Source organism: Scrofimicrobium sp. R131 (assembly GCF_040256745.1).
In the GTDB taxonomy this organism is placed as follows: domain Bacteria; phylum Actinomycetota; class Actinomycetes; order Actinomycetales; family Actinomycetaceae; genus Scrofimicrobium; species Scrofimicrobium appendicitidis.
Window position 1 is genome coordinate 1615232 of sequence record NZ_CP138335.1, and the last position, 21263, is coordinate 1636494.

The 21263-nt window shown below is 62.0% G+C and carries 16 protein-coding genes and 1 tRNA gene; 7 read left to right on the top strand and 10 right to left on the bottom strand.

Features of this window, described 5'->3' with window-relative positions; all coding sequences use genetic code 11:
* Positions 1–158: 158 nt before the first annotated feature.
* From cysK to SAC06_RS07500, 3 genes are read left to right on the top strand one after another with little or no spacing between them, the layout of a single operon-like run.
* Entirely contained in the window at positions 159–1088 is a 930-nt protein-coding gene (gene cysK / locus SAC06_RS07490; RefSeq protein WP_350257680.1) for a cysteine synthase A, read from the top strand.
* Positions 1085–1663: a serine O-acetyltransferase gene (cysE, locus tag SAC06_RS07495; protein ID WP_350257681.1), complete on the top strand. Its 579-nt coding sequence runs from the start codon at positions 1085–1087 to the stop codon at positions 1661–1663. The genes cysK and cysE overlap by 4 nt, the downstream gene beginning before the upstream one ends.
* 53 nt (positions 1664–1716) lie before the next feature.
* Positions 1717–2220: a GNAT family N-acetyltransferase gene (locus SAC06_RS07500; RefSeq protein WP_350257682.1), complete on the top strand. Its 504-nt coding sequence runs from the start codon at positions 1717–1719 to the stop codon at positions 2218–2220.
* A gap of 28 nt (positions 2221–2248) precedes the next feature.
* On the opposite strand, the gene SAC06_RS07505 is transcribed toward SAC06_RS07500, so the two are convergent.
* Positions 2249–3139 carry an Fpg/Nei family DNA glycosylase gene (locus tag SAC06_RS07505; protein ID WP_350257683.1) on the bottom strand — a complete coding sequence of 297 codons (891 nt, stop codon included), beginning with the start codon at positions 3137–3139 and terminating at the stop codon, positions 2249–2251.
* A gap of 2 nt (positions 3140–3141) precedes the next feature.
* A complete protein-coding gene (gene leuS / locus SAC06_RS07510) occupies positions 3142–6021 on the bottom strand; it encodes a leucine--tRNA ligase (protein WP_350257684.1) in 2880 nt (959 codons plus the stop codon).
* Between the two features lie 122 nt (positions 6022–6143).
* Here leuS and SAC06_RS07515 point away from each other — a divergent pair, with 122 nt between their 5' ends.
* Positions 6144–6590, top strand: coding sequence for an HIT family protein (locus SAC06_RS07515; RefSeq protein WP_350257685.1), 447 nt, complete (start codon positions 6144–6146; stop codon positions 6588–6590).
* On the opposite strand, the gene SAC06_RS07520 is transcribed toward SAC06_RS07515, so the two are convergent.
* Positions 6573–7286, bottom strand: coding sequence for a metal-dependent transcriptional regulator (locus SAC06_RS07520; RefSeq protein ID WP_350257686.1), 714 nt, complete (start codon positions 7284–7286; stop codon positions 6573–6575). The two genes, SAC06_RS07515 and SAC06_RS07520, sit on opposite strands and share 18 nt — an antisense overlap.
* A gap of 11 nt (positions 7287–7297) precedes the next feature.
* On the bottom strand, positions 7298–7900 hold the full coding sequence (locus tag SAC06_RS07525; protein ID WP_350257687.1) for a vitamin K epoxide reductase family protein: 603 nt from the start codon (positions 7898–7900) through the stop codon (positions 7298–7300).
* 227 nt (positions 7901–8127) lie between these two features.
* Between SAC06_RS07525 and SAC06_RS07530 the strand changes: the two genes are divergently transcribed.
* The 3 genes from SAC06_RS07530 to SAC06_RS07540 all read left to right on the top strand — a co-directional run bounded on the left by SAC06_RS07530 (position 8128) and on the right by SAC06_RS07540 (position 15161).
* Positions 8128–8200 (top strand) — tRNA-Lys (locus tag SAC06_RS07530).
* A 668-nt stretch (positions 8201–8868) separates the two neighbouring features.
* The gene (locus SAC06_RS07535; protein ID WP_350257688.1) at positions 8869–14238 is read left to right on the top strand and encodes an endo-alpha-N-acetylgalactosaminidase family protein; all 5370 of its coding nucleotides are present in this window, start codon (positions 8869–8871) and stop codon (positions 14236–14238) included.
* Positions 14239–14363: 125 nt separating this feature from the next.
* Complete coding sequence (locus SAC06_RS07540; protein WP_350257689.1) at positions 14364–15161, top strand: DeoR/GlpR family DNA-binding transcription regulator; 798 nt, start codon at positions 14364–14366, stop codon at positions 15159–15161.
* Here the strand turns inward: SAC06_RS07540 and SAC06_RS07545 are convergent.
* From SAC06_RS07545 to SAC06_RS07570, 6 genes are all read right to left on the bottom strand, one after another.
* Positions 15158–16117 carry a ketose-bisphosphate aldolase gene (locus SAC06_RS07545; RefSeq protein ID WP_350257690.1) on the bottom strand — a complete coding sequence of 320 codons (960 nt, stop codon included), beginning with the start codon at positions 16115–16117 and terminating at the stop codon, positions 15158–15160. The two genes, SAC06_RS07540 and SAC06_RS07545, sit on opposite strands and share 4 nt — an antisense overlap.
* Before the next feature lie 8 nt (positions 16118–16125).
* A complete protein-coding gene (locus SAC06_RS07550; protein ID WP_350257691.1) occupies positions 16126–16764 on the bottom strand; it encodes a class II aldolase/adducin family protein in 639 nt (212 codons plus the stop codon).
* An 8-nt stretch (positions 16765–16772) separates the two neighbouring features.
* The gene (locus SAC06_RS07555; protein ID WP_350257692.1) at positions 16773–18107 is read right to left on the bottom strand and encodes an FGGY-family carbohydrate kinase; all 1335 of its coding nucleotides are present in this window, start codon (positions 18105–18107) and stop codon (positions 16773–16775) included.
* Entirely contained in the window at positions 18104–18979 is an 876-nt protein-coding gene (locus tag SAC06_RS07560; RefSeq protein WP_350257693.1) for a carbohydrate ABC transporter permease, read from the bottom strand. Before SAC06_RS07560 ends, SAC06_RS07555 begins: the two co-directional genes overlap by 4 nt.
* Complete coding sequence (locus SAC06_RS07565; protein WP_350257694.1) at positions 18976–19893, bottom strand: sugar ABC transporter permease; 918 nt, start codon at positions 19891–19893, stop codon at positions 18976–18978. The genes SAC06_RS07560 and SAC06_RS07565 overlap by 4 nt, the downstream gene beginning before the upstream one ends.
* An 81-nt stretch (positions 19894–19974) precedes the next feature.
* Positions 19975–21147: an ABC transporter substrate-binding protein gene (locus tag SAC06_RS07570; RefSeq protein WP_350257695.1), complete on the bottom strand. Its 1173-nt coding sequence runs from the start codon at positions 21145–21147 to the stop codon at positions 19975–19977.
* Between the last annotated feature and the right edge of the window lie 116 nt (positions 21148–21263).

Below are 21263 nucleotides of genomic sequence, written 5' to 3' on the forward strand. Positions count from 1 at the left end.
CGATTTTCAACTCTCAGTGGGACTTTCGTCCAGGCCTGTCGGCCGATCCACACCGGCTACTCCTGCTGTTGCTAGGGGCCGGGGTTTTAGCACGGCCATTTTCGGCTGCTCCCCTGCTCCAACCTGTTGAACCTAACCAGCTCTGACAAAGGATCATCATGACCAACATTTACCCTGCAATCGACGCAACCATCGGCAACACTCCCCTCGTCCGCCTCAGCTCCCTGGCTCCGGAAGGTGTCACCATCCTGGCCAAGGTGGAAGCCTTCAACCCGGGCGGTTCGGTCAAGGACCGGATTGGCAAATACATCATTGCCGCCGCGGAAAAGTCGGGCGCTCTGCCCCCCGGCGGAACCATCGTCGAGGCTACCTCCGGCAACACCGGGATCGCCCTGGCGCTGATTGGCGCCGCCCGCGGATACCGAGTCGTCATCGCCATGCCTGCCTCCATGAGCAAAGAGCGCCGCTCGCTGCTGCGGGCCCTGGGCGCCGAACTGGTGCTGACCGAGCCGTCTGAAGGGATGCGCGGCGCGGTGGCGGCCGCCGAAAAGATCGTGGCGGAAAACGAGGGTGCAATTCTGGCCTCGCAGTTCACGAACCCGGCCAACCGCGAAGCCCACTACGAGACCACGGGCCCGGAAATCTGGCGCGACACCGACGGACAGGTTGACTACCTGATCTCGGGGATCGGCACCGGCGGAACCATTTCCGGCGCGGGTGCCTACCTGAAGGAACAGGGCGAGGTGACCCTGGTGGCGGTCGAACCGGCCGAGTCGCCCCTCCTCACCAGCGGGCAGGCCGGCCCCCACCTGATTCAGGGGCTTGGCGCCAACTTCATCCCCGAGGTCCTGGACCGCGAGATTGTGGACGAGGTGATTGACGTGCGCGGGGAGGCCGCCCTGGAGACGGCTCGGCGCGCTGCCCGCGAGGAGGGTCTGCTGGTCGGGATCTCCTCCGGCGCCGCCCTAGCCGCCGCGCTGGAGGTGGCCGCCCGGCCCGAGGCGCAGGGCAAAACCATCGTGGCGGTCCTGCCTGACACCGGGGAGCGCTACCTGAGCACCGCCCTGTTCGCGGAGCCCGAAGAGTGAGTCTCTTTTCATTCCTGACCGTCCTGCGCGAAGACCTTCGCACGGCCATCGCGCAGGACCCGGCCGCCAACAGCCCCTGGGAGGTGGCGGCCTCCTACCCGGGGCTGCACGCCATCTGGGGTTACCGGCTCGGCCACGCCCTGTGGAACCGGGGCCTGCGCGCCCCGGCCCGCATTTTGCAGAACCTGATCCGGTTCGCGACCGGGGTGGATATTCACCCCGGCGCGAAGCTGGGTCGACGCCTCTTCATTGATCACGCGACCGGAGTGGTCATTGGGCAAACTGCCCAGGTGGGCGAGGACGTCCTCATCTTCCACGGCGTCACCCTGGGCGGGGTCTCCATGTCCCCGGGCAAGCGCCACCCCACCGTGGGCAACGGCGTCGTCATCGGCGCGGGGGCCAAAGTGCTGGGGCCGATCACCATCGGTGACTATTCGAGGATCGGTGCCAACGCGGTCGTGATTTCGGACGTGCCCGAGGACTCGGTGGCCGTCGGCGTGCCCGCCAAAGTCCGCTGCCCCCTGCCAAAGACCTACCGCGCCTCGCTGATGCAGGAACCGGAGCTGTACATCTAGACAAGCCGGTCAAACGTGTGGTCGCCGCTGCGTTTATGACATAACCTAGCCATATGGCACGGATCACACTACAGGCAGACTTGCAGCGGCTGGAGGCGCCTCGACGCCCCGGCGAACTAGAGCTGGCCACGTTGACCATGTACGACGTGCCAGCCATGGCTTCCCTCAAACTGGTGGCCTACGACGAGCCCCTCACTTTCGAGTCGCTCCTGGAATCCAGTGACGAGATGAGAATGGCCTTCGAGGGGGCTTTCGGGACCCCGCGCGACGACTCTTTTATTGGCGCCTGGTTGGGCGGGCAACTGGTGGGGGCAGTGATGGCCGTCCTCGATCCGCCTTGGGACGACGCTCCTCGCGGCCCGTTCGTTACCGAGCTGATGGTCGATCCTGAATATCGGCGCCAGGGCGTGGCCACGGCCCTGGTTGGAGAGTTGGCCGCCCGCGCCGCCGAATGGGGTTACGACTCGCTCACCCTGCGCTTGGACCTGCGCCAAAGCCCGGGAGCTTACGGCCTCTATCAGGACCTCGGCTTCAGCGTCATCACCGAAGAGGACTAGCCGCCGGCCAGCCGCTCAGCCGCACTTGCTAGCGCTGACACTGCGGGCACCAAAACAGTGCCCGCCCCTTCAGCTCTGCCTGTCGAATTGACGTTCCGCACCGCAGGCACGGGCGCCCGGTTCGATGGTAGACGTACCAGCGTTCAGCTTCTGGATCCCAGTCCTGCGCCTCATCCGGCTCGACCGTGTTGATGGCCCCCTCAATCACTCCCCGGCGCATGAGCACCACGAAATCATCCCAGAGCGCCCCCAGCCGGGCCGCCGACACCCGCGTGCCCGCCCGGTAGGGGTTGATCCCGGTGCGAAACAGGGCTTCGGCGCGGTAAATATTCCCCACCCCGGCGCTGACCGACTGATCCATCACCAACTCGCCCACCGGCCGGCTTGATTTCCGAACTCGGGCGACAAAATCTTGGCGGACCGGCTCGGACAGCGCGTCGTCAGCCAGCGGATCAGGCCCCAAGCGGGCCTCAATCCCGGCCATTTCCTCCGCCGTCACCAACTGGCACCGGTTCGGGCCAATCAGGTCAGCCAGGGACTCCGCGGTCAAAATCCGCAGGCGAACCGCTCCGCGCGGCTCCGGGGGCCAGTGTTCGGACGGGGTCGCCGGCAAAATCCCCGGGTCCGGGTCCAGGCGCTGAGGGGAAAGGGCCGTGCCCACCTCACTTTTGCCGGCAAACCGCCAGCCGCCATACAACCCCAGGTGGACGTGAATCCACTCCTCGGTCTCCCCCGGCTCGGGCCCAAACCCCAGAAACAAGTGTTTACCCTTGGTCTGTGCGGCGCTCATCCACCACCGGTCAAGCTGAGCGGCCCCGGCGGCAAAGCGCCCCTGAGGCGAACTCAGCTCGCACTGCTCCCCCACAAACGAGGCGTCAAAGGCCAGGGCCAGACGCCGGATCGCGTGACCTTCCGGCACCGTCAGTCCCTCGGGGGGACGACGTTGACCAGCTTCGGTGCGCGCACAATCACCCGCAGCGGCTCCCGCCCAGCCAGGACCTTTTGAATCTGCTCGGTGCCGAGCGCCTGCTCGCGCAGTTCGTCCTCACCGATGTCGGTCGGCACCTCCAGCTTGGCCTTCAGTTTGCCGTTCACCTGCACGATGCAGGTGACCAGGTCCTCCACCAGCAAGGACTCGTCTTCCACCACCGGGAAGGGATGGTCGGACAGCGACTGGTCGTGCCCGAGGCGGGACCACAGTTCCTCGGCCAGGTGCGGGGCCACGGGGGCCACCAGCAGCACCAGCGTCTCCAGGGCCTCGCGCGGCACCGACTCCAGCTGGGTCAGGTGGTTGTTCAGCACGATCATCCGGGCAATCGCAGTGTTGATCCGCAGGTGGTTGTACTCTTCCGTCACCTCGGCCACCGTCTTGGCCACCAGTCGCCGAGTCTCCTCACCGGCCGGCTGGTCGACCACGGTCAACTCACCGGTCTCCTCGTCCACCGCGTTGCGCCACAGGCGCTGCAGGAACCGTTGCGCCCCGACAACCGCGCGGGTGTCCCACGGGCGCGACAGGTCCAGCGGTCCCATCGACATTTCGTACAGGCGGAACGTGTCCGCGCCGTAGCTGGCGCACATTTCGTCGGGGGTGACCGAGTTCTTCAGCGACTTGCCCATCTTGCCGTACTCGCGGGTAACCGGTTCCCCGCGGTAGGTGAACCCGCTCCGCTCGTCACCCTCAACTTCTTCGGCCGGCACGTACACTCCGCGGGCATCCGTGTAGGCGTATGCCTGGATGTAGCCCTGGTTGAACAGGCGGTGGAACGGCTCAGCCGCGCTGACGTAGCCCAGGTCGAACAGAACCTTTTGCCAGAACCGCGCGTAGAGCAGGTGCAGCACCGCGTGCTCCACTCCCCCAACGTACAGGTCGACGCCGCCGGCCGGCTTGGTCGGGCGCGGGCCCATCCAGTACTCGTCGTTGGCCGGGTCAATCAGGTGATCCGGGTCGGTCGGGTCCACGTAGCGCAGCTCGTAGTAGCACGACCCGGCCCAGTTCGGCATGGTGTTGGTGTCGCGCCGGTACTTCTGCAGGCCCTCTCCCAGGTCCAGTTCCACCTCAACCCAGTCCTCGGCCCGGCCCAGCGGAGTCTCCGGGTTGGAGTTCGCGTCGTCTGGGTCGAAGGTGCGGGGCGAGAAGTCGTCCAGGTGCGGCAGTGTCACCGGCAGTTGATCTTCCGGCAGTGCGTGGACCCGGCCGTCCTCCCCGTAAACAATTGGGAATGGCTCGCCCCAGTAGCGCTGACGCGAGAAGAGCCAGTCGCGCAGGCGGTAGGTGGTGGTGGCTTCGCCGTAGGCTTTCTCCGCCAGCCAGGCGGTGATCGCGCTGACGGCCTCGGCCTTGTTCAGGCCGTTCAGGCTGATCTCGTCGTTGGCCGAGTTGATCAGGCTGCCATCCCCGGTCCAGGCGGCTTCGTCCAGGTTGAAACCCTCGGCCGGCTCAATGGTGGGAATGATATCCAGGTCGAAGCGACGGGCAAAGGCGTAGTCGCGTTCGTCGTGGGCCGGCACGGCCATGATGGCACCCGTCCCGTATCCCATCAGCACGTAGTCGGCAATGAAGATCGGAACCGGCTTGCCGTTCACCGGGTTGGTGCCAAACAGACCGGTGAAGACGCCGGTCTTTTCGCCCGCATCCTCCTGGCGTTCCCGTTCGGTGCGCGAGGCGGTCCAGGCCTGGTAGGTGCGAACGGCCTCCGCCGGGCTCGGGTGGTCCCCGGTCCAGGCTGGGCGTGTCCCCTCGGGCCAAGCCCCCGGCAACTCGTCGATCAGGATCGGATGTTCCGGAGCTACCACCATAAAGGTGGCGCCAAACAGGGTGTCGGGCCGGGTGGTGAACACTTCCAGCTCGCCCCGCCCCTCCACCTGGAACTTGACGGTGGCGCCGGTGGACTTGCCGATCCAGTGCCGCTGCATGGACCGAACCTTGTCGGGCCAGTCGATCTGGTCCAGAGCCGAGGCCAGCCGATCCGAGTAGGCGGTGATCCGCATGTTCCACTGGCGCAGATTCCTGGTGAAGACCGGGAAGTTGCCCCGCTCGGAGCGTCCTTCGGAGGTGACTTCCTCGTTGGCCAGCACCGTCCCCAGGCCGGGGGCCCAGTTGACGGGAGACTCGGAGATATAGGCCAGCCGGTAGCGGTCCAGCACGCCGGACTGCTCGGCTGGGCTCAGCTGGTCCCAGCTCCGCCCCGCGGCCACCTCGTCCGGCAATTCCCGCTGTCCGGACTCAAACTGTTCGATCAGCTCTGAGATGGGCCGGGCCCGTCCCAACGAACCCTCTCCGTTCGGTGCCTCAGGGTCAAACCAAGAGTTAAAGATCTGCAGGAAAATCCACTGGGTCCACCGAACGTAGTTGTCGTCGATGGTGGCAAACGAGCGGCGCGGATCGTGCGAGAGACCGATTCGCTTCAGTTGCGCGCTCATATTGGCGATGGCGGCCTCGGTGGTAATCCGGGGATGCTGCCCGGTCTGAATCGCGTACTGCTCGGCGGGCAGGCCAAAAGCATCGAACCCCAGCGTGTAGAGGACATTCTTGCCCCGCATCCGCTGGTAGCGGGCCATGGTGTCGGTGGCAATGTAACCCAGCGGGTGACCCACGTGCAGCCCCGACCCGGAAGGATACGGGAACATATCCATCACAAACCAGGGCTCAGCCTGCGCCTTTGGCCCAGCTAGGTTGCCGACCGGGTTGTCCGCCTGGAAGGAGCCACGCTCCTGCCAGAGCTGTTGCCACTTGAGCTCGATCTGTCCAGCCAGCTCGGCATTGTAACGGAACTGCGGTTCGCTTGCGCTGTCATCAACCATGGATATACCTTTCTCAACTGCCCCTACATTAGCGCAATCTAGCGGGAGAGCGGCTGGGCGACAGCCTGGCGAAACGTGGCCGAAGCGCCCCACCAAAAGTCGAAACGGGGCATGATGGTCACATGAGCACTGTATTTGAGATGATTATCGACGGACAGATTCCAAGCAAGTTCATCTGGGCGGATGACCAGTGTGTTGCCATTTCCACAATCGAACCAATCGAGGCGGGACACACCCTGGTGATTCCCCGCCAGGCGATCGACAAGTGGACCGACCTGCCCCCGGCTCTGCTGGACCACCTGTTCCGCGTGGCTCAGATCATTGGCCGCGCACAGGAGCAGGCTTTCGACGTTCCGCGTTCCGCCGTCATCATCGCCGGGTTCGAGGTTCCCCACATGCACATCCACGTGGTCCCGGCCCATACCGAAGCTGCCGTGCAGCTGCCCCGGGCCCGGGCTGCCTCCGACGAGGAGCTGACGGTAGCCGCCCAGAGCCTGCGAGAGGTGCTGCGCCAAAGCGGATACGAGCAGCACGTGCCGCTCGAGTTGGGCTCACCGCGGGTCAGCTGAAACCCAGATCGCCTCCACCGCCCGGTCACCCAGGGCAAACTCTTGCTGCTGTCCCGGCCCCACTCCGGGTTGGAGGGAGTCGCGCTGGCGTGGCTCCCAGTCTGCCGGCGGAGTTACCTGCACGGTGGTCGTGCCGGCAAAGTCGGCCCGCTCGACAATCGCCAGGTGCGCGTCCAGCACCACCCCGAGTGAATCGAGGTAGCGCAGGAGGGCCGGATCGGCATCGCTGATCCGCTCAACGACGGCTTCCTCGCCGACGGCCACCTCGCTCAAGGAGCGACGGGACAGGGCGCCGCCTCCCCCCTCGACCGGTGGGATGGGATCCCCGTGGGGGTCCCGGGTGGGGTGACCGAGCGCCGCCGACATTCTAGCCAGGAGCTTGTCCGAGACCGCGTGTTCCAGGACTTCAGCTTCCCGGTGCACCTCGTCCCAGTCGTAACCCAGGCGCGAGTAGAGGTAGGTCTCCAGGATCCGGTGGCGCCGGATAATCATGATGGCTGCCCGCCGACCGGATTCGGTCAGGTGGGCACGTTGATAGGGAGCGTGGCTGACCAGCCCCTGCTGCTGGAGCTTCCGGACATTTTCCGAAGCGGTTGAGGCCACCACGCCCATCGCCCGGGCCAGGTCAGTGACCCCCAGCCCATCCTCGCCTCGCTCTTCTGCCGCGTAGAGAGTCTTGAGGTAATCCTCCGTCATGGGAGAACTGTTCACAGCAGGTATCCAATCTTGTCCGGCAAAGACAGGACGATCGCGAGCACAACCAGCAGGTACATGGCCAGGACCACCAGCGGCCAAAAGCGGAGCACGGACCGGCCCAGCGCCACCCCGCGGCCCCCAAACATGCCCCCGGCAAACAGGGCTGCCCACACAATGGTGAAGATCCCGATGGTGGCAGCCCAGACGATCATGCAGTAGGGGCACAGGGCCCGGAAGGTCAGCAGGGATTGAAGCAGGAAGTACAGGACGTACACCATCGCCACCAGGGTGCCCACGCCCAGGCCGCCCCAGATCCACCGGGGCAGTCGCACCCCGGCTGCCAAGGTGACCGCCAGCGCCACCAAAGCCGAAAACGCCATCATCCCGATCATCGAGTTGGGCACCCCCAGCAGGTGTGCCTGGGGGGTCATCAGCGAGTCCGAGCAGGCAATCAGCGGGTTGATGTCGCACCCGAGATTGGCGGCCGGATCGGCCAGGAGTTCCAGTTCCGACTTCAGCAGGAGGAACGACGCGCCGAGTCCGATCACCGCAAACAGGAGGAGGGCGATCGCCACCGGGCGAGAGAGCTGCGGTGCGGTCTTCGAGGGGGTCACGGAGGGGCCTTTCGACGGGTACTCAGATGATATGTCCTAGCGGGCAGAGCGCGCCACGGGATGCGCATTCCCGGCCCGCGGCCCCGGTGGTTTCGGCCGCGAAAACGGCCTTTGCGCGCAGCCTTCGGTCCTGGGCTCGACCACTACCCTGGTTAGCTGCAACACATTCGGCTCTTGGGTTTGCGCCAAGGCGCTCCCATCTACTAAAGTCTTCTTTGTCGAAAGACGCGCCATTAGCTCAATTGGCAGAGCAGCTGGCTCTTAACCAGCGGGTTGGGGGTTCAATTCCCTCATGGCGCACTTCTAAGCCCCGGCGAAAGCCGGGGTTTTTTGTTCCTCCGGGTGCGGGCTCACTCGCGGCCCAGGTCCGGGACCGGGTTTGGATCGAGCTGCTGGCCGAGCTGTTGGCCGAGCCGGACCGGCCGCCCAACGTTTGTCGGCCGTCGAACACGCTTGTCAGTGCGGAACGTTGGCAAACATGTGCAACTGCTGGCAAACCTGGAGCCGCGGGGACTAAACCGGGTCAACCACCCAACGTTTGCCAGCCGTTGGATACCTTTGCCAACGCCAGCGACTGGCTAACATGTCTGAATCCTGGCAAAACCACCCCCGGGAGCCCTTAATCGGGTCAACCACCACACGTTTGCCAGCACTGCGCATCGTTGCCGCAGCCGCCCCTGCCACCACCTCCACTCAGAGCCCTCTTCCCCCAGCTCGGAACCTCCCCGGACCCCGGTCCCAACCGATGTGTAACCTGCCCAACACCTGCCCCACCTGATCATTAATGATTCAAAAGAGTGCTTGCGTTGCATGATTGCGCAATGTTAGGTTGGGAGAGGTGCCGGGTGACCGGCGCCACGGAGAAATTTTGTTCAACGTCGATCTCGGCACAGTGGCGCTTCGTCGCGGTGTCAGTTACCCATCTACAAACCATGGCCTCGGCCGTGAAAACAAGGGAAATCTCATCCATGCGCAGAACTAAAATCACCCGCGCGGGACTGGCCCTGGTGCTTGCAACCTCACTTCTCCCCTGGGGTTCGCTGGCAGCCATCGGGGCAGAACCCGACCCTCTAGACCAAGCTCAGTCCGGTGACGGAGGAACTTTGGTCCCGGGTCCGCTCGACCCGACCCCAACTCCCGACCCGGGCCAGACCGGGGACTCAACACCGACCGTGACGCCTGAGGCAGACCCTGATGTCTCCCCCCTGGCTGACGAGGAAGAGCTGATTCCGTTCGCCTCCTACAGCCTCCTGGGTTGCAGCAGTGAAGCACCCTACGGCTCCGAGGGTGACGGCACCTGCGCCGCAGCCCTGAACGATCGGCAAGACCACATGTGGTCCGCCAAGTACACGACCGTTGAAGGCCAAATCGTCCCGGAGGGAGGATGGCCGCAGTGGCTCGCTTTCGACTTGGGGAAGGAACGCGATCTCACTGCCCTCAACTACTGGCAAAAGCAGACCAATGGCGCCGTTAAGGAGTACGAGGTCTACGTTTCCAACGATTCGGCCGTGGCCGGTGACCCGGGGAACTTTGAGCTGTGGGGCGACCCGGCAGCCACCGGCGAACTGCCCGCCGGGATTCGGGAGTGGCACCAGATCCCGCTGACCGACGCTCCCCTGGCCGGACGCTACGTGCTGTTTGCGGCCTACTCCACCTACGCCAATGCTCCCGGGGCGACCATGCTCCAGGTGAGCGCGCTGGTTGACGACGATCCCACTGGCGGAGAGGACGTTCAGAACCCCGCCACTCCGGCTCCGATCACCGTTGGTGACCTGACCGTAAACGTGGCCGAGGAGTTCCCCCAGGTGGTCAACTACCAGCTCGGTGACGCCACCCTCCAGGGCAACCCATCGGTGCTCGACACCTTCACCCTGAACGGGAGCAAGGTCAAGTTCAACACCGTATTTGACGGGGTCGCCGGCAACCGGGCCTCCTGGACCTCCACCACCGATAACCCCAACTGGACCGATCTGACGCTCTCCTCCTCGGTGACGGTCGACGAGTCCGGAGTCGTCACCTTCCGGATCGACTCAATCGCCGGAGCGGACGAAGCCAACGTCCAGACCATCGCTATTCCCGGCCACCGCCTGGCCTCCGTCGCCTCTGATCAGGCCGGCGCCACCTTGGCGCGGACCTGGATCAGCACCGACTCCACGACCAATGCGGACCGGATCCTGCCCATCACCGGTTCGACCGAACTGGACCCGAGCCCGGTGAACACCCCCTACGCCTTCGCCTCCACGGCGGAGCTGGCGGCCGGGGTCTACTCCAACTCGACCGTGCAGCAGGGCGCCAGCAACACCAACCAGCGCCTCAACACCCAGATTCTGAAGTCGGGTGAGGCGACCGTGGCCACAGTTCAGGCTGGCACCTGGACCTGGAACCCGAAGGTTGCCACCGATGCCCGGGTTGAGCGCTACGAGCTGCCCGAAGCCATCGTGGTGATTTCGGCCGACCAGAATGAGGACGCCCGGGTTGACTGGCAGGATGCCGCCATCAGCTTGCGGGACGCGATCGAAGCTCCCCTGGGGGCTGACCGCGTGCCCGAGCGGGTCGTCCACCGGATCCCGTTCAACATCGCCTCGGAGGGAACCAACCCGTTCCTGACCACCCTGGATTACACCAAGCGGCTGGCTTTGGCCACCGACGGACTCGGCCAGTACGTCCTGCTGAAGGGGTACACCTCCGAGGGCCACGACTCGGCCAACACCGACTACGCCGGAAACTACAATGAGGGCGCGGGCGGGCTGGATGCGCTGAACCAGCTGATCGATACCGGCAAGGAAGATTACAACGCGGACTTCTCCGTCCACGTCAACGCCACCGAGATCTACCAGCAGGCCCGCTCGTTCAACGACCTGCTGACGAACAATGGCGCCAGCTTGGGCTGGAACTGGCTCAACCAGGCCTACATCATCAACCAGAACGTCGACTTGGGCCAGGGTTTTGTCCTGGATCGCTTCCAGCAGTTGCGGCGCGAAGTGCCGAACCTGGACGGCGTCTACATTGACGTTTGGTACAGCTCCGGGTGGATTCCCGAAGCGCTGGCCGGACAGCTGCAGCAGATGACCAACGATGTCTCCGACGAGGGATTTGAGTTGGCTTCAGAATGGGCCTACTCGTTCGAGGGCAACTCGATCTGGTCGCACTGGGCCAACGACAAGAACTACGGCGGGCCGGACAACAAGGGGATCAACTCTCAGATGATCCGCTTCATGTTCAACACCCAGCGCGACGTGTGGAACGTCGATCCGCTCCTCGGCGGCGTCGACATGCACAACTTCGAAGGTTGGGGCGGCAAGACCGACTGGAACGACTACTACCGGAGCCTCTGGACCTCCAACCTGCCCGCCAAGTACCTGCAGCACTTCCCGGTCCTGAGCTGGGAGCAGGGGACCGAGGCCAAGTTGGCCGACGGGGTGGAGATCAGCACCGCCAGCGGCGAGCGAGTCATCACCCAAAACGGCGCCGAGGTGCTGCGCGGTGACTCCTACCTGCTGCCCTGGTCCGAGCTCGATGCCAACCGGCAGAGCAGCCCGGTCAACGCGGACAAGATGTACTTCTTCTCCGCTTCCGGCGGGTCGCACACCTTTGACCTGGTGGACGCCTTTGCCGGCGTCTCTTCCTTCGACGTCTACCAGCTGACGGAGACGGGGCGCGAGTCGGTGGGCACCATCGCCAGCGACGGCAGCACCCTGACCATCAGCGGCGAGGCCAACACCCCCTACGTGGTGGTACCCGCCGGCGGGACCGCCCCCTACGCCGACGTTGATTACGGACAGTATTCCGGCCTGCAGGATCCGGGCTTCAACAGCGAGGATCTGTCCGTCTGGAACCCGACCGGCGACGCGGTGCGCGGCCATGACGCCAAGGGCGACGGCGAAGCTCACTTCGGCGAGGCGGCCAGCTCCCTGAGCCAGACCCTGACCGGGCTCACCCCCGGGAAGGAATACTGGGTGGAAGCCATGGTCCAAGTTGGGCCGGAAGCCAAGCGAGACTTCACCCTCTCAGCCGGTGACGCCTCGCGCACGATCAACGTCACCCCGGCCCGGAACACGGTTGGATCCGATCCGAAGAACGGCTCCTTCCTGCAGCGGATGGGAGTGAAGTTCACCGCTCCGGCCAACGGCGAGGTGGAGCTGCTGCTGTCCTCCCCCTCCGGTTCTGCCCGGGTGGTGGTCGACAACGTCCGGTTGATCGAGCTCAAGAACCTGACCGACCAGTTCGGTGAGGAGCCGCTGGATTCCCTGGTGGATTCGGACGACTCGGACCTGTTCTGGGACTTCGAGGACAACCGGGTCGGCTACGGTCCGTTCGTCCGAGGCGGTTCCGGCGGACTCTCCGACGCGCGCCTGTCCAAGTCGATCCTGCACGATCCGTACACGCAGAAGGAATGGAAGAACACCCACACCCCGTACAACTCCGGTTCCCTGAACGGAATCGCGGTGGACGACGTGGTCTCGGGCACCCGCTCGCTGAAGTCTCACGAGGACTACAACGGGCTCAACTACCGGACCACTCCGGCCACGGTCGACTTCCTGGCCGGTCACCAGTACCGGGTCTCCTTCTCCTACCAGGCCACCCACTCGGACACCTACGAATGGGTCCTGGGGAAGGACGAGTTGGCTGACGGCTCGTCCACCATCTACCAGCGGATTCCGATCCAGCAGGCGCTCGACACCACCCGGTTCGAGCACGAGTTCGTGGCCGGCTGTGGTGATACCACCTTCGTGGGCCTGAACCGCGCCTTCGGTTTGTCCGGGGCCGACTTCGTGCTGGATGACTTCCTGGTCGAAGACCTGGGCGTGTCCTCCGATGCTCCTGCCTGCGGGTCCACCGAGGGCCGGGCTCCCGGCGACCTGACGATCGGCCACGCGAACGAGGTGACCACCTCCTTCACCAACTTGGAGAAGAAGACCGCCACCAACGTCGCCATGCAGCTGACCGACGTGCCGGAAGGCTGGAAGGTTGAAGTCAAGGAGCAGGGCGGAAACCTGTTCGATTCGGTGGCTCCGGGTGAGACCGTTGAGACCGTCTGGTTGGTGACCCCGATTGAGGCGGAGACCTACACGCTTGGATTCACCACCGATTACGCCGTTGACTGCATCGACCGGCACCTGACCGGTCAGTTCGGCGGCAAGCTCACCACTCGCGCGGCCATTCCGGCGCAGTCGATCAAGGCGACGGCTTCCTCCGAGCAGCCCGGGTCGGGTGGCGAAGGTCCGATTCACTACGCCCTGGATGGGGACACTTCCACCATCTGGCACACGAACTGGACCCCGTCCGCGCATCCGCACTACGCCACCTTCGAGTTCAATAACCCCACCCAGATTGATGGCTACGGGTACATGAACCGGCAAAGTGGCGGGGCCAACGGGCGGATCAAGGATTACGAGATCCAGGTCTCTGACAACGGCATGGACTGGACCACGGTTGCTTCCGGCCAGTGGCAGGAAAGCTCCCCGGACCTGCAGGTAGTGAACTTTGACGAGGTCACCACCAAGTATGTCCGGTTGGCATCCCTGTCGGCTTGGAACGGCCAGGGCTTCAGCTCAGCCGCAGAGCTGCGCGTCTTCGGCGTCCCGCAGGACGAGGTCAGCGGCTTCGAGCCGTCGGAGCGGCCTGCGACCGATCCCGACGCGTGCACTCCCGACGCACCGGAAGCACCCCTGGGACTGACCGTCGATGGAGTCACCTACGACTCGATCACCGTCTCCTGGGATCCGGTGGCGGACGCGGAAGAGTACGTGGTCACCTTCAATGGTCAGACCATCACGACCAGTGACACCACCGTGGTCCTGACGAACCTGACCGAATCGACCGAGTACCAGATCACCGTTCGGGCTTCGAACCAGTATGGCGAGTCGGAAGATTGCGATCCGGTGACGGCCACGACCACGGAAAAGCCCGTGGTTGAGCCCGAGGCGCCCGCTGCCCCGACCGGGGTGGTGGCCACCAAGGTGACCGCTTCCAGCATCGCGCTCAAGTGGGACCCGGTCGAGGAGGCAGCCAAGTACGTTGTCACCTACTCGGCCGGCGGGGCCCCGCAGAGCACCTTCACTGCGGAGACGTCCGATCCTTCGATCGTGCTGAGCAGCCTGAAGGCTGACACCGAGTACACGATCACCGTGCAGGCGGTCAACGAGGCCGGTCAATCTGACCCGTCCTCTGCACTGAAAGTACGGACGCTGAAGCAGGGCGAATCGCCGGTCACTCCCCCCGCACCCGGGGAGGAAGACCTGCCGGTCACCGGCGGGGCCATCGCTGGCCTCGTGGTGCTGGCCGCGGCCCTGATTGGAGCAGGAACCCTGTTCTATCGGCGCCGGCGGATCGGGTAACCGATTAGTTAGGTAGCTGGGTGGCCCCGGAAGTGATTCCGGGGCCACCTTCGCGTTTGCTCAGCTTAAAGTCCCAGCTGGAGCCGGTGTTATGATCGTAATTATTCAACGACGAACGGGGGGCCATGGATATCCGGGACAGATACCTTCCTCCCTCACTCCGTCGCCGTCAAATCCTTGCCTTGGCCGAAGTGAATGGGTTTGTTCGAGTGACCGCGCTAGCTCATAGATTTGGAATATCCGAGGTGACGGTGCGGCTAGACCTGGATGCACTGGCAAATGAAGGACACCTCATCCGAATCCACGGCGGCGCGCTACCGGCAGGAGATCGCCGCGCAGAAGAGCGGACGTTTGAGCGAGCTAGCGCCGAAGCCCCTGAGGAAAAAGCCGCAATCGGGCTTGAGGCCGCCGGTTTAGTCAAGTCGAGTCAGATTGTCATGCTCGACGCAGGCTCAACAACAAACGCTGTCAGTCGGGCCCTGGTGGAAAAAACGGATGTTGATGACGTCCTGGTTGTGACCAATGCTCTCCCGATTGCAGTGGAGCTGGAGCTCTGTTTTCCTCGAATCACTGTGCTTATGACCGGGGGAACCCTCAGACCGAATCAGCATTCTCTGGTCAACCCATTTGGGGATCTCCTGTTCGGCGAGGTACGGGCTGACATCGCAATCGTGGGCTGTAACGGAGTCACCGCTGAGCACGGGGTGACAAACATGAAGATGCCGGAAGCTGAGATGAAGCGAGCCATGCTCCGTGCGGCATCACGCAAGATCCTGGTGGCTGACAGCACCAAAATCGGCACGGTGAGCAACACCCGAATTGCCGACATAGGCGACTTTGACCTCTTGATTACCACCAAGCTCGCAGACGCAGCAGAAGTTGCCCGTCTGCGAGCCGGTGGGCTCAATGTGCTTCAGGTTTAGCTGGACCTTCCGGCGCTCCCGAACTCCCTCATTCTCATTGCCACCATTTCGATCATTCCCGTCAGTGCCGCCCCGATGATTACACTCGGCTCAACGGTGATAGGGTCATCGGCCAAATGTTGACGCAGGGCGGCCACCCAGACCAGATGGGAATCTGTTCCTTGGTTGATCTTCCTAATGCCTGACTGAACCGCTTGCGCCTTTTGGGCGGGAGCAATGCCGTAGGAAGCAGGAAGATTGCCACCATTCGCGTTTATTATTTCAACCGCTGCGGCTGGGATCGAGGAGCTTCCATGCAACACCAAGAACGTGTTGGGAAGGCGACTCTTGATTTGCTTGATCAGGTCGATCTTCAATGCCGCTTTGGCATCTGGGGTGGTGAACTTGACCGACCCGTGGCTCGTTCCAACCGCCACCGCCAACGCATCCACCCCTGTGAGCTCAACGAACTCTGCCGCTTGCTCCGGATCAGCGTAAATCAATCCCTCGAGAGTTGCCCCCGTGGCCTCGGCCCCGCCCACGGTGCCCAGCTCTCCTTCCACCGACACCCCAAGTTCATGAGCCAGCTTCACGACAGCAGCAGTACGAGCCACATTGTCTGGAAAACTGGATGGCTCGTCCGTGCCGACTACGCGACTCGCATCAATCATGACACTGGTGAACCCCGCATCAATGGCTCGCCGGCAATCCTCCAAGGTTCGGCCATGGTCCAGATGAAGTGCCACCTCCACCTCGGGAAAACTGACTAACAGCTCCCGGAGCCGCCGCCACCACCAAGACTCACTCTCATAGGGGTGCACGCCGGCTATGGCCTGAACTATTACCGGAGATTTCTGCTGCTTGGCCGCAGTCATGACCGCATAGGCCTGGTTCAGATCCGACACATTGAACGCGCCAACGGCATAGCCTCCAGCTTCTGCCTGGGCCAGGAGATGATGCAGGGTTACCAGAGTCATGATTCCTCCTAGAGGGATTCGGTGATGCCCAAAGTCTGGTAATCCAGAACAATGGGGAACTGGGTGATCCCTCTGGCCATGGTCATGACTTTCGCCGATGACTCAACCGCGACACTAGTCTTGAAGGCAGTGCGAAGATCCGGCCCAACGGTTAGTAGGCCATGGTTGGCCCACACGACAGCATTAAGGTCTCCCATCACATCGCACATGGCATCGCCGAATGCCGAGTTGTTGCTCAGCGCGAACGGCATGATCGGCACTTCACCCTTCGTATAGATCACCATGTTCACCAAGGCGCCCTGAATCGGTTCACCAATCACACCCCAGACGTTGGTATAAACCGGCTCTGTGTGCACGATGGCATGGACATCCGGCCGACGGCGATAGGTGGCAACGTGCACCGTGACTTCTGAGGAAGGTCCATGTTTGCCTTCAATTACGTTGCAGTCCCCATCCACCAACACCATGTCGTCGGCCGACATCAGATCGTACTCGAGATCGGTTGGAGTGATTAGATACCGCTCCTCGTCACCCGGGACACGGATACTAATGTTGCCCTGGGTGTTGAAGTTCAATCCATAGTCCATCGAGCGAAGGCAATAGTCCAGGATCTCCTGCTTTGCGGCTTCCAGATCAAAATCGGTCATGATTTCTCCTATTTGTTTTGTTTGAACGTCGGTACCAGGGACCGCGTCGTCTGATATAGGTCCGCGTAGTGCTGTCGCTGCTGCGCGTACCAGGTTTGGTTCCTCGGGTGCACCGACGTGTCGGCATCAACCGAAGGAAGATCATGAAGGGAGGGGTAGATTCCCAATCCCACTCCGGCCAGAAAGGCTGCTCCACGTGCAGACGCCATTGAGTCGACCGCATCAAGCGATACCCCGGCCGCATTTGAACGTACCTGCAGACTGTTCCGGTCCAGCGAGCCGGCACCAACCGCCCTAACGGCCCCAGGCTCCAGGTGGTCAAGAGCGTCCTTGATTTTCGCAAGCTCATATCCAGTGGCCTCCAGGAAGCCTTGCCCCAACTGTCTCGCAGTGGTCGCCAACGTCAGCCCTACCACCACGCCAGTTGCTCCCGGATCGTTGTCCAGAGTCCCAGAACCAGCCAGATATGGAAGCACCAGAAGCCCGCTTGGCTCGTCGACTCCGGTCTCTACTAGTTCGGACACTGAGGAGTGGACCAGCCCGGCCAACCATTGGAGGGACCATCCACCAGCTGCGGTGCCAGCCAGCGTAATCCAGAGGTCATCAGCCAGCGGATAGGTGGCGGCCCCCGTCGGGAGCTGCAATTTCGGGCGGCTCTTGGTGCCTACTGTCAGACAGTCGGAAGTGCCCAGCGAAAACGCGCTGGCGCACCCCACTTTTCCACCAGCTCCCAAGTAGGCAGCGGCTTGGTCGTGGGCACCGGCAACCAACGGAACATTCTGCCGTGTCTTGCCAATTACGGTTCCCGGAGCAACTACCTCAGGCAGGTCCCAACCCCGCACCCAATCGGCTTGCCAGGATCGGCGATTCACATCCCAGCAACCAGTCCGAGCAGCCATGGAATAGTCAGTCACTGGTGACTCCACCCCCAGATGCCGAGCCACATAGGAGTCAAGAGTCTCAAACCCAGGTCCCGGCATCGTCAGCATCTTAAAGATAGAGAACATCGGGTGAACCGGCTGACCGGTGATTTCCTGAAAGCCCTCCAAACCGACGACCTCACCTCGGCGGTCGAGGCTGACTGGAACACTTTCTGGTTCGGCCAGACAGACAAAGGCCTCCCCTTGTGTGGAAAACGAGATAGCGCTGGCTGGCACCTGAGACACAACCTCAGCCAGACAGTGATCTACAGCGTTCAGCACATCTTCGGTTCGGAGTTCAACTTGACTTCCGCTCCGATGGAGCGTTAGCCCCGCGGTGGAACTCACCAGCTCAATGCCAGACTCGTCGAAGGCCGCAACCCTGACTCCACTGGTTCCCAGATCCACCCCGATCAGGCTCATTTGATCGCTCCCGCCAGACCGTTCACCAGGTATTTCTGCAGGAAGATGAAGACGATGATCACGGGAAGTGAGATCAGGACCAGCACCGCAAACAGAGCTCCAGGCTGGCTCAAGAACAGCCCTCGATAGGCCATCGGCACCAAGGTAAGGGGCTTGAGGTTGTTGTTCGAGATGGACACCAGGGGTAGCAGGAAATCGTTCCAGGACATCATCAGCTGCCAGATCACAACCACGGAAATGGCTGGCTTGGCCAACGGAAAGTAAACCCGCCAGAAAATGGTCCACGGGCTAGCCCCATCAACCACTGCCGCCTCGTACGTGTCCTCCGGGATCGCCAGAAATGAAGTACGAATGATAATAACGGCAAACGGTAAACCTAGGGCAGAGTAGACCAGCACCAATCCAAGTAGGTTGTCGTATAGTCCGATGGTCTGCAGGATCTTGAAAACGGCAACTACGATTCCTGACATGGGAAGCACTAATCCCAAGATCAAGATTCCGAAGAACAGCGCTTTGACTGGGATACGGAGCCGAGCCAAAGCAAAGGCGGCCATCGCACCGACGAAGACCACAATGATCACCGATGGAAGCGCTATCAGGGTTGAGTTCAGCAGGTGGAGAAAGATCGGATTCTCTCGGAAGACCAGTCCGTAGTTAGAGATCGATGGCGCCTCAGGCAGGATCCCAAAGAAAGTGGTCTTGGGATTGTTTGAAGGCATCAGGGACAGTCCCACAACCATGATGAGGGGCACCATCCATAGCAACGCAAGCGGAACCAGGATGGCGTGTAGCCAGTTCTTTTTTCGCTCCAGGTGCGATCCGCTGCGAGCGAGCCGACGCGCTTCGCGCCGGTCAAGGCGAGGCATACTCATTTGTCATCTCCTGTCAGGAAGCCGGAACCAAAGACCCGGACCATCAGCAGGGAGGCAGCAACAGCAATCACAATCAGGACCATCGATATCGCTGAGGCATAGCCAACATTCTGCAGTTGGAAGGCCTGTTGAAATGCATAGGTGGGGAGCATTTCAGACGCGTGAGCAGGACCTCCTTGCGTCATCACGTAGATCAGCTCAAAAGTCTTCAACGAGCCAATGATGCCCAGCAAGAGCAACGAGAGATGGGTTGTCTTCAGCAGGGGGAAGGTGATCCGCATAATCGTTTGAAAGCCAGTAGCACCGTCGATCTTGGCTGCCTCCAGCACGCTCTTGTCGATCAGTTGCAGGCCGGCGAGATAAAACAGCATCGAGAAACCGGTCCACATCCAGACATTTACGAAGATGACCGCGAATATCGCCGTCTTAGGGTTTCCGAGGAAGTCGAAATTCAGGTTCTTCAAACCCAACGTGTGGCCCAGTGAGGCTAAGACGCCATTGAACGGGTCCATGATGCGCTGCCAAACAATGCCAACCACCACTGGAGAGAGAATTGCCGGGACAAAGAACAACGCCCGGTAGGCGGTGCTGCCTGCCAGCTTCTGGTCCAAAGCAACCGCAAGGAGAAAACCCATGAGCGCCTGCGGGATGATGGTCAGCGGAATCCACAAGAGAGAATTTCGAAGGGTAGTCAGGAACACTGGATCCTTAAACAGCTCGGCATAGTTGGCAAGGCCGGCTGAGGTACCGGGGTTCACCCCGTCCCAGTGGAGGAGGCTCGCCTGATTGTTGTAAACAATGGGGTACACAACGAACCCGACGAACAGGAGCAGGGCCGGGAGTAAGAAGAGTAGGCCCGAAAATTGGTACCGGTGTTTCTTTGCGCTGCTTGGCAGCTTCTTTGCCGTCTTCACAAGCAACATTTCCTTTCTGTGAAGCTGGGGTCGGTTCGCTGACCGACCCCAGCTGTGTTCACGGAGGGTCGCTTATTGGACTCACCCGGCGCTGATTGCGTCCTGCACCTTCTGGATCGCTTCGGCACCCTGTTCCGGTGTCAACTGCCCAGCTGCAATTGCAGCGAGATTGTCGGCGACTGCCTGGTCCAGTTTGGGATCGTTGAAGTATCGCGAGTATTTGACTTTCGGCATCCAGTCGTTGACGAAGAGGTCCCAGATCTCTTTCTGCTTATCCGAAGTGAACTCCTCAGGAGCCATGCCCTGAACAGCCGGCAGGTCATTCATGGTGTTGACCAGTTTCTGCGCACCGGCTCCAGCAATCCAGTCCGTCAAAACCTTGCAGGCAAGGTCGGGGTTCTTTGTGTCTTTGGAAATCCCAAGTGAGACATCGATGCCCCCAACCAGTTGTGGTTCAGCGGAACCGCCTGGAATCGTCGGGAACAAGAACGGCTCATATCCCTCCATTCCCAAGGAGAGAGGCGGGATGGTGCTCTGATCCTTGGTCGGGTCAGATTGTTGAATCCACCAGGCACCAAGCGGAATAATCGCAGCGTTTCCGGCTTCAAACTGGTTCGCACCGGTGGGGTAGGAATCAAGACCCAACGCCCCATCCTGAGCAATTCCGTCTGTGAAGAGCTTCTGCCAGTAGGTCAAGGCCTCGACCAGTTCGGGCTCCGTCCATTTGGCGGTCCCGGCTTCTGCCTCGTAGACCAATCCCGGCGCTATATTGTTAGCAATCTGCAAAAAGACCACATTTCGCAGCCAGCCATCTTTGGCAGGAAGCATGAACGGAGCGAAATCTCCCCCCTTCGTGTCTGCAACGAACGAGGCCAGCTCATCCCAAGTTTGAGGAATCTTCTGTCCGGTTTCCTCAAAAATCTCGCTATTGGCCCACAGGTTCACAGACTGAACCAGGATCGGGAGAGAGTAGAAGTTATCGTCGCCTTCAGGGTTCCCAGCTCGAGCCTGCTCCAAGCCAATCGGGTAGAACTTGTCTTGCCAATCATCTCCCCAAACCTCGGCCGCGCAGTCCTGCAAGGGCAAAAGGTTATTACGGTACTGCTGGGTGAGGGCTCCCGGCTGCAGGCCGACAATGTCAGGGAAGGTGTTTGAGCTAGCTCGAGTCTGGAGATCCACCAGGTACTCGGGATAGTTGAAGATAGTCGCATCAATCTTGGATCCGGGGTTCGCATCTTCGAAGGCGGCGATCATTTGGCGGGTTGTCTGTTCAATGGGGCTCCACGAGCGGAAAGTAACGGTGCCAGCGTCACTACTGGACTGAGCACCATCACTAGATTCCGAGCTGGGAGCGGCTCCTCCGGCACAGC

Bases quoted from the DNA above. Each gene is read 5' to 3' on its own strand.
- SAC06_RS07555 (WP_350257692.1), bottom strand. From the start codon at position 18,107: ATGAGCCTGATCGGGGTGGATCTGGGAACCAGTGGAGTCAGGGTTGCG.
- SAC06_RS07540 (WP_350257689.1), top strand. From the start codon at position 14,364: ATGGATATCCGGGACAGATACCTTCCTCCCTCACTCCGTCGCCGTCAA.
- SAC06_RS07520 (WP_350257686.1), bottom strand. From the start codon at position 7,286: ATGACGGAGGATTACCTCAAGACTCTCTACGCGGCAGAAGAGCGAGGC.
- SAC06_RS07570 (WP_350257695.1), bottom strand. From the start codon at position 21,147: ATGATCGCCGCCTTCGAAGATGCGAACCCCGGATCCAAGATTGATGCG.
- SAC06_RS07500 (WP_350257682.1), top strand. From the start codon at position 1,717: ATGGCACGGATCACACTACAGGCAGACTTGCAGCGGCTGGAGGCGCCT.
- leuS (WP_350257684.1), bottom strand. From the start codon at position 6,021: ATGGTTGATGACAGCGCAAGCGAACCGCAGTTCCGTTACAATGCCGAG.
- SAC06_RS07535 (WP_350257688.1), top strand. From the start codon at position 8,869: ATGCGCAGAACTAAAATCACCCGCGCGGGACTGGCCCTGGTGCTTGCA.
- SAC06_RS07550 (WP_350257691.1), bottom strand. From the start codon at position 16,764: ATGACCGATTTTGATCTGGAAGCCGCAAAGCAGGAGATCCTGGACTAT.
- SAC06_RS07560 (WP_350257693.1), bottom strand. From the start codon at position 18,979: ATGAGTATGCCTCGCCTTGACCGGCGCGAAGCGCGTCGGCTCGCTCGC.
- cysK (WP_350257680.1), top strand. From the start codon at position 159: ATGACCAACATTTACCCTGCAATCGACGCAACCATCGGCAACACTCCC.
- SAC06_RS07515 (WP_350257685.1), top strand. From the start codon at position 6,144: ATGAGCACTGTATTTGAGATGATTATCGACGGACAGATTCCAAGCAAG.
- SAC06_RS07545 (WP_350257690.1), bottom strand. From the start codon at position 16,117: ATGACTCTGGTAACCCTGCATCATCTCCTGGCCCAGGCAGAAGCTGGA.